This is a genomic window from Streptomyces sp. MZ04 (assembly GCF_004684775.1).
Classification (GTDB): domain Bacteria; phylum Actinomycetota; class Actinomycetes; order Streptomycetales; family Streptomycetaceae; genus Streptomyces.
Map to the genome: position 1 here is coordinate 34912 of NZ_SRIC01000037.1, position 11162 is coordinate 46073.

Sequence of the window (11162 nt, forward strand, 5' to 3'; positions counted from 1 at the left end):
TGATCCCGGCTTCCGCGGGCGGCCGTCACGCCACCTCCGCCCCGGAAGGCCGAAACATGACCTCCACCGCTGCCTCTCTCATACCTCCGGTCCTCGCCGAGGTCGTACGATCCGGCTTCGTCGAGGGCCGTCACAGGGGAAGCCTGGTGTTGCTGGCGGCCGACGGCAGCGTGGAGCTGGCGATGGGGGACGTGACGGCTCCCGTCTTCCCGCGCTCGGCCAACAAGCCGATGCAGGCCGCGGCGATTCTGCGGGCGGGGCTCGACCTCTCCGGCGAGCGCCTCGCGCTGGCCGCCGCGAGCCACTCCGGTGAGGGCTTCCACCGGGATCTCGTGCAGAAGATGCTGGCGGAGAACGGCCTGACGGCGGCGGATCTGCAGTGCCCGCCGGATCTGCCGCTCGACCCGGTCGAGGCCGAGACATATTTGGCAGCGGGTGCCGTTCGTGACCGGGTCACGATGAACTGCTCCGGCAAGCACGCGGCGATGCTGGCGGTCTGCGAGCTGAACGGCTGGGACGCCGATTCGTACCTCGACCCGGAGCACCCGCTCCAGCGCCTGATCCTGACGGTGGTCGAGGAGGCGGCGGGCGAGAAGGTCGCCTCCGTCGGCACGGACGGCTGCGGGGCGCCGCTGATGGCGATATCCCTCACCGGCCTCGCCCGCGCCTTCCGCCACTTCGTCCTGGCCCCCGAGGGCAGCGCCGAGCGCCGGGTCGCGGACGCGATGCGGGCCCATCCCGAGTACGTCGCCGGGACGCGCCGCCCCGACACCTGGCTCATGCGGGAGCTGCCGGGCGCCCTCTCCAAGATGGGCGCCGAGGCGGTCCAGGCCTTCGCCCTGCCGGACGGCCGCGCGCTCGCCTTCAAGGTGGACGACGGCGGGCTGCGGGCGCTGGGTCCGGTGCTTGCGCGGGCGCTGAGCTTGGCGGGCGTGGAGGCGGACGTGCTCTCCCGGGTGGGGCGTGTGCCGCTGCTGGGCGGGGCCGTCGAGGTGGGCGAAATCCGCGCGGCGTTCTGAGCGGTCTTGTCGAAGTCCGCTGCGGTTCGGCAGCGCCCAGAAGGGGCGCGGGGCTGTGACATGTGCGGCTCCGCCGCGAAGGGGGTCCCCCCTGCTCGAGCGAAGCCGAGAACTTGGGGGAGCGACCAGCCACGACGGACCCGCGGCCGAAGGAGAATCCAGGTGCACGCAGACGGCCCCCGGCCTAGCGTGACTCCATGAGCGACATCACCGTCAGGCCCATCGCAGATGACGAGCTGCCGGAGTGGATCCGCGCCTGCAACGCGGGATTTCTCCGCCCCTTGGCGACGGTCTCCGACGAGGTCGTCGCCAACCGCAGGGCGAGCGTCGACTACGCCCGCACCCTCGGCGCCTTCGACGGCGACCGCATCGTCGCGACCTTCCGCTCCTTCGCACAGGAGCTGACCCCGCCCGGCGGCACCCCCGTCCCCGCCGACGCCGTCTCCAACGTCACCGTCTCCCCGACCCGCCGCCGCCGCGGCCTGCTCAACCGCATGATGTCCGCCGACCTCGCCGCGGCGAAGGAGCGCGGTGACGTCGTCGCCACGCTCATCTCCGCCGAGTACCCGATCTACGGGCGCTACGGCTTCGGGCCCGCCACGGTCGCCACCGAGTGGACCATCGACGTACCGCGGGCCGGGCTCGACGCCCGCGGGGCCGGCCCGGACGACGGCGCCCGTATCGACCTCGTGGACGGCGGCGACGTACGCAAGGAAGGTCCCGCACTGCACGAGCGGCTGCGGGCCCGCAGGCACGGTGTCGTCGACCGCGACGAGCGCTGGTGGCTGCAGAACACCGGGCAGCTGATCACCCCCGAGAATCCATGGACCGAGCCCTTCTACGCGCTCTACCGCGCACCGTCCGGCGAGGTCGAGGGCCTCGTCGCGTACAAGACGGACGACGAGTGGACCGACGCGAGCCAGCCGCGCAACACCCTGACCGTGCTCGGCCTGATCGCCACCACGCCCGCCGCCGAGCGCGCACTGTGGCGCTACCTCTGCTCGATCGACTGGGTCACCACGGTCAAGACGGACAACCGGGCCCCCGACGACCTGCTTCCGCTGTTCCTGCCGGACCCGCGCGCGGCCCGCCTCAGCAGGCAGACGGACTGGCTGTGGGTGCGGATCCTGGATGTCGTACGCGCGCTGGAATCGCGTACGTACGGGACGTCGGGGTCCCTGGTGCTCGAGATCGCCGACCCCGCGGGCTTCGCCGCAGGCCGCTACCGGCTCGACGCGAGGCCGGACGGTGCGAGCTGTACGCCGACCGCGGACCCGGCCGAACTGTCCCTCGATGTCGGCGCGTTGGGGACGCTGTGGCTCGGTGACGAGTCCGCGGTGCGGCTGGCCGGGGCGGGGCGGGTGACTCAGGAGCGGGCGGGCGCGGCCGCTGCCGCCGACTCACTGTTCCGTACACCGAGGCGCCCGTGGTGCCCGGACATCTTCTGATTTCTTCGAATGATTCTTCGAGTGGAGCGACTGACCGGACTCCCGGCTCCCCTCCGGATGGGAGCCCGGTCAGCCCGTCTGATCAGCCCGACTGGGCAAGCAGCAGGACGAGGATCACGGCCCCGACCCCGCTGATCTTGGTGTTCTTGGCTTTGATGCCCACGGTCAGCAGGACGAAGGCGACGATGCCCAACGGTCCGTACTTCCACTGGATGAGCTGCTCGAATCCAATGGCGAGGGCGGCTATGACGATGGCGATGAGCGGCATGACGTTCCCCCTTTCGGGACCGGGCGGGGACCCGGTCCCATCCGGCTGGTAGCCATCCGACGGCCAACGGCTGGTGGCCAACCCCGGAGGGTCTTGCCAGGTTGCCTAAGTTGGCTACCAACTTCATCTGAGTTATCTCCGCGATGGCTCGACTCATAACCACCTTCCGAGCAACTCCCCAAAGATGGCGCGAAGTTGTACTGTTTGGTTGTGAGCCCGGAACATGCCCCCGTCAATGGGATGAAGAGGCCGCACACGTCGCACCGCGACGTGGCCGACGAGTTGCGCGAACGGATCAGGTCCGGTGCGCTGCGGCCGGGTCAACGCATGCCCACCCAGGCGGAGTTGGCCGACGAGTTCGGTGTGGAGCGAGGCGTCGTACGCGAGGCGCTGCGCATCCTCCAGGGAGAGAACCTGCTGGCGAACGTGTCCAAGGGCAGCCCGGCGACCGTCGCCGACACCCGTGGACTGCCGCTCGCCGGTCCCGGCGGGGTCAAGCCGCAGCCCACCATGGTCGGCCTCGCGCCGCGCATAGCCGCCGCGTTCGAGGCCCCGCACGTAGAGATCGACGCACTCTGTCTGACCTCCATCTCGCTCACGATGGCGATCGGGGAACCCCTCCGTCAGATTCACGCCGGACAGCGGAAACCGGCCAAGGTCACCGTCAGGGTGCTGCTGCCGAGCCGCAGCATCGACCTCGCCTTCCCGGCGCCGGTGGACAGTGGGGACGACGAGGGTGGCCAGGTGCACCGCCGCTGGCTCGACCAGCGCAACGCGCAGGGGCAGGTGCTTCGCCACAACCTCCTCGCGCTGCGCACCTCGCACGGCATCGACGTAGACGTCTCGTTCCGTGCCCTGCCGTTCACGCCGCCGGTGAAGCTGTACCTGCTCAACGGCTCGGAGGCGCTGTTCGCGTACTACACCCTCGTCAAGCAGAGCGAGGAGATCGAGCACGAGCACATGGAGATGTACGACGCCCAGGGCGCGCAGTCGATGCTCTTCCCCTTTCAGCAGGGTGACGGGCTGCGGGACACGACGTTCGTGGAGCAGTCGCATCTGTGGTTCGACGCGCTGTGGGGGACGATCAGCCAGGATCTGGAGCTGGCGCGGCGCTGAGTCCGCTCCCCTTAGATTGCGGGACCGGTCATCATCAGCGCGAGGACGACGGCGCCGATGGAACTGCAGGTGGGGCTCTTCGCCTTGATGCCGACGGTCAGGAGCAGCAGTCCGACGATGCCCATGGGCCCGTACTGCCACTGCACGAACTGCTCGAAGGTGAGGGCGGACACGGCTGCGAGGAGGGCTATGACGGTCATGATGGTTCCCCCTTCTGCCATCTTGAGTGAGTTGGCAACCAACTTCACTTAAGTTGTCCCCACTTGGTCCGACGTCATAAACAACTTCAAGACAACTGCCCTGAGATGGCGGGGAGTTGTATCGTCTGGTCGTGACTCAGGAGAACGTTGCAGTGAACGGCAGTAGTGGTGGCAGTAGTAGCGGCAGCAGCGGCAGCGGAAAGCTCTCCCCCCAGGACATCGCCGACGCACTCCGCGACCGCATCCGCTCCGGAGCCCTCAAGCCGGGCGACCGTCTTCCCACGCAAGCGGTGCTCGCGGAGGAGTTCGGCGTGGAGCGGGGCACGGTGCGTCAGGCGTTGCGGACGCTGCAGGGGGACGGGCTGCTCGCGAACGTGAGCAAGGGAAGTCCCCCGAGGGTGGCGGCGGCGCCACAGTCTGTGGTGTCCACGGTCGAGAAGCCCCAGCCTTCGATGGTCGGGCTCGCGCCCCGCCTCTCGGAGGCCTTCTCGCAACCACACGTCCGGATAGACGTCGTCTCCTTCACGGCGGAGACCCTGATGATCGCGCTGGGCGAGCCGGTCCGCCTTATCCACGAGGGCCGCCTCCGCCCCGAATCCATCTCCGTACGCATCCTGCTGCCCAGCAGCGACATCGACCTGGCCTTCCCGAAGCCGATCGAGGGCGAGGACGAGGGAGGCAGGGTCCACCAGCGCTGGCTCCAACTGCGCAACACCCAGGGCCAGGTGCTGCGCCACAACCTGCGGGCCCTGCGCTCATCACACGGCATCGACGTAGACGTCTCGTTCCGCGCGCTGCCCTTCACCACTCCCGTGAAGCTCTACCTCCTGAACGGCGAGGAAGCCCTGCTCGCCTACTACACGATCGGGCGCAACACCCTGGACGTCGGCACCACGGAGGTGGAGGCGTACGACGTCGGAGGCCTCGTGTCCCCCCTCTTCTCCTTCCAAAAGGGGGCGACCCATCGGGACACGGCATTCGTCGACGAGTCGCAGAAATGGTTTACCGCCCTCTGGGAAACCATCTCGACTGACCTGACACTCTCTTGGTGACTCCTGATACGACGCAGACTGAGTGGATGGCAGAAGAGGCCGAGAACCTTCGAGAACTGATCACTCCCGCCCGTTTCGTGCTCTTCGACTTCGACGGGCCCATCTGCCGGCTCTTCGCCGGGCATTCGGCGGAGCAGATAGCGGGTGATCAGGTGCGCTGGCTCGAGGAGCGGGGCCTGCGCGGCCTGCTGACCAAGGAGGAACGGGAGCAGCCGGATCCGCACGCCGTGCTGCGCGCGGTAGACCGCAGGCATCCCGGCAGCGATCTGGTGGCCGAACTGGAGGAACGTCTCACCCAGCAGGAACTCAGGGCGGTGAGCTCCGCCTGGCCCACCCAGTACGCGGACCCGCTCATCATGACGTGGCACGCGATGGGCTCGCGCCTGGCCATCACGACGAACAACTCCCCCAAGGCGGTGACGAGGTACCTCGGCACCCGGGGTTTGAGCCGCTGCTTCCAGCCCCACATCTACGGCCGCACCCAGGACCTCCACCTCCTCAAGCCACACCCGCACTGCCTGAACCGGGCCCTCAACGCGATGGGCGCGGAGCCGGCGGCGGCCCTGATGATCGGCGACGCCCCGACGGATTACGAGGCGGCCAGGGTCGCCGGGGTGGGCTTCTTGGGCTACGCGCGTAATAAGCGCAAGGAGAGGCTGTTGCGGGCTGCGGGGGTAGAGCATGTGGTCGGTTCGCTGGAGCCGGTGCTGAAGGTTTTGCGGGGGCAGGCGTGAGGCGTCGCTCGGATCCAGCGAAGCGATCAACCTTCGGTCCAATTTGACCGGAAGTGGTTTGCTCGGCGTCCGGCAGAGTTACGGTCGGCGTGTGGTCAGTGAGCGCACCGGTGATGGTGGCGGCAGCGAGTTCCAGCGCGTGTCGGACGTGCTGCACTCTCGGCTCGCCAACGGCAAGTACCCGTTGGGCGGCAGGCTCCCCACCCAACGGGAGCTGGCGAGCGAATTCGATGTCTCCAGGGACACGATTCAGCGGGTGCTGAGGGAGCTCAGCAGTGAGGGGCTCATCCGCTCCAAGCAGGGGAGCGGATCTCGCGTCGTGAAGGTGCAGTTGGCCCACTCGAGCGCCGGCGGGGTGCATGGGAGCGGAGGCAGAGGCCGGGTCTCCCCAGGGCCGATAATCGGGGCTGCGTTCGCCAGCCTGGATGTGGCCCTGGATGTGTTCACGCTGACGTCGGACCGAGGCGCTGCACGGGCCCTACAAGGTGATCGAGCGCCGTGTCCAGCTGGACGACGGTGAGGAGATCGACGCACTGGACGTGCTCGGCCTCGGATCGGCGCTCACGCACTATGTGCGGGACGACAGCCCAGATTCGCAGGGAACTCTCTTCGTCGACAGCATGCAGGCCTGGTTCGATTCCTGCTGGGAGCTTCTCGCGGCGCCGTAAGCGAAGCGCCCATAAACGGAAGCTTCTCGAACGTCACATCCCCAAGGAGTGGCGCGTGCCTCGTTGAGCCCATCGTTTACCGCCCTGTAGTCGTCGCTGCCCTCATGCGCCACTAGGGTGTGCATCACTTTCGGCTTCCTCGCGTGACTATCCAGGAGCGGCCCGTGGGCGTGTTGCCTGTGCCCAGTACTCATCTCCTGGTGTCTGCGGAGGAACGCGAGGTTCACGACGCGCACGCATACGACCTATTGATCGAGCACGCTCTGCGGTACGGGAGCATGATGCGAGGGCATCACAATCGGAACTATTCGTTCTCGCTGACGGATCCGATGGCCCAGTTGGTGGACCGCACGCCCGGCGAGTGGGTGACGGCGCGTCAGCGGATGCGGGACGCGCTGCCGGTTGTCATCAGGACCTGGCAGGACGAGTGCGAGATCCTTCGGGCGGTCAAGGGTGCACTGCCCCACGTACCCGAGTGTCTGGCCAAACGCGGCGACATCGCGGTGCACAGCTATGTGGAGGGGGTGCCGTTCTCCAGCATCTGCCAGAACGGCAAACCGGTCGACTCCCTGCTGATCAACGCGCTGGCCAACCTGCTGGCGCAGATGACCCAGGTGCGCCGGGAGGCGCTGCCCCCGCTGCCGGCCGACTGGCCCCACCCCGATGAGGGCGGGCAGTCGTTCCTGCGGAATCTCACGTATCTCGCCGAACGCCAGATCCGTCAGCCCAATTGGGCTGAGTTCGGTGGGCTGTTCGGCGACCTCGGCATTCCCGAGCACGCCCTTCTCGGGTTGGCGGAGCGCGTACCGGAGATGGCTCAGCGCCCCTACAGCCTGCTCCACACGGACCTGCACCGTGACAACGTGATCTTCTCCTTCGATGGTGACCCACCGCTGATCTGTGTCGACTGGGAGCTAGCCACCTATGGCGATCCGTTGCACGATCTCGCCACCCACCTGGTCCGTATGCGCTATCCCGACCACCAGTGGGATGAGGTGGTGGGGGCCTGGTGGGACGCTATGCAACGTCTCAGACCCAGTGCGGTCATCGGCCTGGACCAGGACCTGGGGCACTATGTGGCTTTTGAGCGCGCCCAGTCCGTCTATTCGGATGTGATACGTGCCGCCAGGTCCCTGGAGGAAGTGACCGACCAGCAGGGCCTGGGCAAGGCGACCCATGCAGTGCGCACAGCACTGGAGAACGCGGCCGTCCCGCTGCAGTTGCCGGCGGTGCCGGAGGACGAGAAGATCCAGCGCGTCCTCTCCCGCTGGCAGGCGGCCCGGTTCGGGAGGCGCGCCGAGGGGATCCGTCAGGTGACCTCGATCTTCTGGGAGCCGAACGAGCGCGTTCCGGAGCACCCCGAGTTCCGCCGGACGGCCGTCCATGAGGCGCTGGTTGCAGAGAGGGCCGCCCCGAGTTCCCGGGCATTCAAGGGAACGGCCCACCTCAACACCATGGTCAAGGTGAACGGCATCGACTTCCCGGTCGTCGTACGCCGAAAGCTGGCCTCGGCCGACCGCCGTGAGCGCAGCATTCTCAGCGAGCACGCGGTGCTGCGGGTCATTGAGGAGTCTGGGGTGGAGGTGCGGGCGCCGCGGGTTCTGGCCCTGGGGACGAGCGACTGGAGGAACCCGTTCGCCATCCATTCCTACGAGGGTCCGCGAGCCGGAGATCTGCCGCCCGACCACCCCGTGGACGGCCTGTTGCCCAACGAGGCCGATCAACTGGTGGATCAGCTGGCCGCGTTGACTCGTATCGACAGCAGGCAACTGGATCCCACCGCACCCAAGTCGGACTTCTACCCTCAGCTCTGCCATGAACTGGTGCGACTTGTGGTGGATCTACCCAAGGAGTCACAGAAGCTCGCTCGCGAGCTCGGGCTGCCGGACGGCTACCGCCTGCAGGAACTTCTCAGCCGCCACCGGCTGGCGCCACGTCGGAACGCTCTGCTGCACGGTGACCTCAATCCGTGGAACCTGGTACGCCACGGCGTGGACCGTGGCCGTGGACTGACGTTCATCGACTGGGAGATGGCGTTGATCGGCGATCCGCTGTATGACTTGGTCCGCCACATGCACCTGACCCCGACGCGTGCCGAGATCAGGCAGCGCATGTTCGCCCGCTGGAGCAAACGCCTTCCGAGTGCATGCACCCTCGGCTGGAAGGACGACTGGCGGGTGTACCGGTGGATCGAGATCGTCCGCTCCGCGTACTTGGACCTGGATCGGCTGATCACGGGCACGGGCCTGGACGCGCCCAATGTGCAGCGCGCGGTGGACTCGTACGCGATGACTCTGCAAGCGGCGAAGGCGTCCCTGGGGCTGCGCGCGAGAGCGCTGGCCAACCCCTATCTTGTCTGGGCGCTGCCGCGCGGCGAGCATAGAGAGGCGAGGGCAGCGCTCTAGAGGTTTTATCGGGGGAGGGCTCGCGTGGCGGGCACAGTGGGTGGGGCAGCGGGCGACGGCATGGGCGGATGGTTACGCCAGCATCGGGCGCGATTCGAGTCGGCGGCCACGAGGGTCCTGCTGCTCGGCATCTTCGTGACCGGGCTGATGGCCCAGTTCGTCAAGCCTGTCGGCGACGCTCTGGAGGGCCAGGCGTTTCTTGGTGGTGCGCTGCTCAGCCTGGTGGGCTACGTGCTGTATGACGCGGTGAAGGATCTCGCCGTCTCTTCCCGGCCACCCGACCGAGGTCTGGTCAGATCCAGCGACCTGGGCGACTTCGTGAGCCAGGCGTTCCACGCGAGGAAGGTGGAGATCTGCTTCCTCGGCTACACGGGAGAGACGCTCTACAACGAGCTGTATCACCGGCTCGAGAGCCTGCTTGACGACCCAGGGCCGACTAAGCGCGTGTCGATCAGGATGCTGATCCCGGACTTCGGCCGTGAGATGGCGGTTCCGTCCCGTGTCGGTCCGGGCGGGAGGCCGGTCGACTACCCCGAGTTCCGGGCCCGGCTCGAATCCAAGTGCCGTGAGTACGACCAGATACTGTCCGGGCTGGCGGACCAGCTGACCCGGAGGCACAGGGTGACCGTCCAGTGCGAGTACCGGCTGTACAACGGCGATCCGCGGGACAAGGTCTGCATCTTCAACAAGGAGTTGGCGATGCACGGCCTCTACAACGTGGTCGCCACCATGCCGCTGCGGAATCCCGACTGCGAGGTCTACGACCCCAAGGGCTACAACACCGACCTCTCCGTCCGTTCCCGCAAGGAGGGGACGGCCGCCGCCGAGACAGCTGTCGCGACGCAGATCAGTCACTTCGAGGGCGTGTGGAAGCTGGCGGCCACGCCTTCCTGGCGGCAGTAGCCCCGCGTACAGGGGGGCACTTGGCCAGCCCTCAGCCGTGCTCCCCCGAAAGCCCCGACCGCAACTGCCCGAACGCCCGGTTCGCCGCCGCCACCGCGTCCGGCCACACCTCGTCCGCGCTCTCGCCCGCGTCGATCCGGCGCCAGTTCTCCATGGCGAGGATTCGTTGTACGGCGATGATCTGGCCGGCGGCCAGGCGTGCGGTGAGGGGGGCGTCGCCGCCCAGGGCGTCGGCCAGGGTCTGTTCCGAGCGGTCCTGGTACTCGTAGAGGCGGGCTACCAGGGACGGTGTCCCGTAGAGCAGGCGGTGGAAGGCGAGTACCGCCGGGTGGTCGCACAGGCCCGTCACCGGGTCCTGGCGTTCCAGGCCGTCGAGGAAGTGGCGTTGCAGGGCGTCCAGTGGGGTGCGCTTGTCGGGGCGGGCCGTGACGATTCTGGCCGCCTCGTCCTGGTGGTCGGCGAAACGGTGGAGGACGAGGTCCTCCTTGGTGGGGAAGTAGCGGAACAGGGTCGGCTTGGAGATGTCGGCCGCCGCGGCCACCTCCGCGACCGGGACCTTCTCGAAGCCCTTCTCCAGGAAGAGCGCGATCGCCGCCTCGGAGACCGCCTGGTACATCCGCTGCTTCTTTCGCTCCCGCAGGCCGGGGGTCCCAGGGGTCCCAGGGGTCCCGGAGGTCCCAGGGGTTCCGGAGGTCCCGGTGGTCCCGGTGGTCCCGGTGGTCGCCTCTTCGTCCGTCATGGGGGAAGCGTAGCGCATGCGTGATTCGCGGTTACGAATTTAACTTCGCGACAAATTTAACTCGGTTAGATTATTCTCGTCGGCATGACGCCACGCGACGCCTCCCTCCATCAAGCCCTCGACCAAGAACGCGGCTACCACGACACCTGTCGCGCCGCCCTGACCGGCATGGTCCACGGCGCGGAGGAGCGGGTCATCAGGGGAGCGGACGTCTCCGCGTCCGGCGCCGACGCCGAAGTCCTCGGCTACGAGTTCCGCAGTCACGCCAAAGCCATGCGCGAGCTCCCCGAGTCGCCCCTCTTCTTCGGGCGTCTGGACTTCGCCGGCGCCGGTCCCGCAGCCGACGAGGCGGGTGATCACCGCGGGCAGAGCTACCACATCGGGCGTCTCCGCATCACCGAACACCCCTCCGCCCCACCTCTGGTCGTCGACTGGCGCGCCCCCGTCTCACGCGCCTTCTACCAGGCGGGAGCCCGCGACCCGCAGGGCGTCGCCGTCCGTCGCCGCTTCGGCTGGGCCCCCGGCAGCAAGGGAGAATCCGCCGACCTCACCGGCCTGGAGGACGAGCCGCTGGCCGGCAGCGCGCCGAACACGCCGAACACCCCCGCCG

Annotated in this window: 12 protein-coding genes and 1 pseudogene; 10 read left to right on the forward strand and 3 right to left on the reverse strand. The window is 68.0% G+C overall.

Annotated elements, in window-relative coordinates:
* Positions 1–56: 56 nt before the first annotated feature.
* Together E2651_RS11410 and E2651_RS11415 are read left to right on the forward strand one after the other, a co-directional pair.
* Positions 57–1019 (forward strand): asparaginase, encoded by a 963-nt coding sequence (locus tag E2651_RS11410; protein ID WP_135330962.1) that lies wholly within the window; start codon positions 57–59, stop codon positions 1017–1019.
* Between the two features lie 197 nt (positions 1020–1216).
* Positions 1217–2467 (forward strand): GNAT family N-acetyltransferase, encoded by a 1251-nt coding sequence (locus tag E2651_RS11415; protein WP_135330963.1) that lies wholly within the window; start codon positions 1217–1219, stop codon positions 2465–2467.
* Between the two features lie 82 nt (positions 2468–2549).
* On the opposite strand, the gene E2651_RS11420 is transcribed toward E2651_RS11415, so the two are convergent.
* On the reverse strand, positions 2550–2735 hold the full coding sequence (locus E2651_RS11420; protein ID WP_135330964.1) for a hypothetical protein: 186 nt from the start codon (positions 2733–2735) through the stop codon (positions 2550–2552).
* 240 nt (positions 2736–2975) lie between these two features.
* Between E2651_RS11420 and E2651_RS11425 the strand changes: the two genes are divergently transcribed.
* Positions 2976–3851 (forward strand): GntR family transcriptional regulator, encoded by an 876-nt coding sequence (locus E2651_RS11425; RefSeq protein ID WP_209446116.1) that lies wholly within the window; start codon positions 2976–2978, stop codon positions 3849–3851.
* Positions 3852–3862: 11 nt separating this feature from the next.
* On the opposite strand, the gene E2651_RS11430 is transcribed toward E2651_RS11425, so the two are convergent.
* On the reverse strand, positions 3863–4051 hold the full coding sequence (locus tag E2651_RS11430; RefSeq protein ID WP_135330966.1) for a hypothetical protein: 189 nt from the start codon (positions 4049–4051) through the stop codon (positions 3863–3865).
* A gap of 125 nt (positions 4052–4176) precedes the next feature.
* On the opposite strand from E2651_RS11430, the gene E2651_RS11435 reads away from it, so the two are divergent.
* From E2651_RS11435 to E2651_RS11455, 6 genes are all read left to right on the forward strand, one after another.
* Positions 4177–5103 carry a GntR family transcriptional regulator gene (locus E2651_RS11435; RefSeq protein ID WP_135330971.1) on the forward strand — a complete coding sequence of 309 codons (927 nt, stop codon included), beginning with the start codon at positions 4177–4179 and terminating at the stop codon, positions 5101–5103.
* A 26-nt stretch (positions 5104–5129) separates the two neighbouring features.
* On the forward strand, positions 5130–5837 hold the full coding sequence (locus E2651_RS11440; RefSeq protein WP_135330967.1) for an HAD-IA family hydrolase: 708 nt from the start codon (positions 5130–5132) through the stop codon (positions 5835–5837).
* Between the two features lie 148 nt (positions 5838–5985).
* Positions 5986–6357 carry a GntR family transcriptional regulator gene (locus E2651_RS46110; RefSeq protein ID WP_348541626.1) on the forward strand — a complete coding sequence of 124 codons (372 nt, stop codon included), beginning with the start codon at positions 5986–5988 and terminating at the stop codon, positions 6355–6357.
* Positions 6323–6505, forward strand: coding sequence for a hypothetical protein (locus tag E2651_RS46115; RefSeq protein WP_348541625.1), 183 nt, complete (start codon positions 6323–6325; stop codon positions 6503–6505). The genes E2651_RS46110 and E2651_RS46115 overlap by 35 nt, the downstream gene beginning before the upstream one ends.
* 278 nt (positions 6506–6783) lie before the next feature.
* Positions 6784–8910 carry an aminoglycoside phosphotransferase family protein gene (locus E2651_RS11450; RefSeq protein ID WP_135330972.1) on the forward strand — a complete coding sequence of 709 codons (2127 nt, stop codon included), beginning with the start codon at positions 6784–6786 and terminating at the stop codon, positions 8908–8910.
* 24 nt (positions 8911–8934) lie between these two features.
* Positions 8935–9813, forward strand: coding sequence for a hypothetical protein (locus E2651_RS11455; protein ID WP_245238744.1), 879 nt, complete (start codon positions 8935–8937; stop codon positions 9811–9813).
* A gap of 31 nt (positions 9814–9844) precedes the next feature.
* Here E2651_RS11455 and E2651_RS11460 read toward each other — a convergent pair whose 3' ends face one another.
* Positions 9845–10429: a TetR/AcrR family transcriptional regulator gene (locus tag E2651_RS11460; protein WP_245238745.1), complete on the reverse strand. Its 585-nt coding sequence runs from the start codon at positions 10427–10429 to the stop codon at positions 9845–9847.
* 207 nt (positions 10430–10636) lie between these two features.
* On the opposite strand from E2651_RS11460, the pseudogene E2651_RS11465 reads away from it, so the two are divergent.
* Positions 10637–11162 (forward strand): annotated as a pseudogene (locus E2651_RS11465) (AAA family ATPase); the annotation flags it as partial.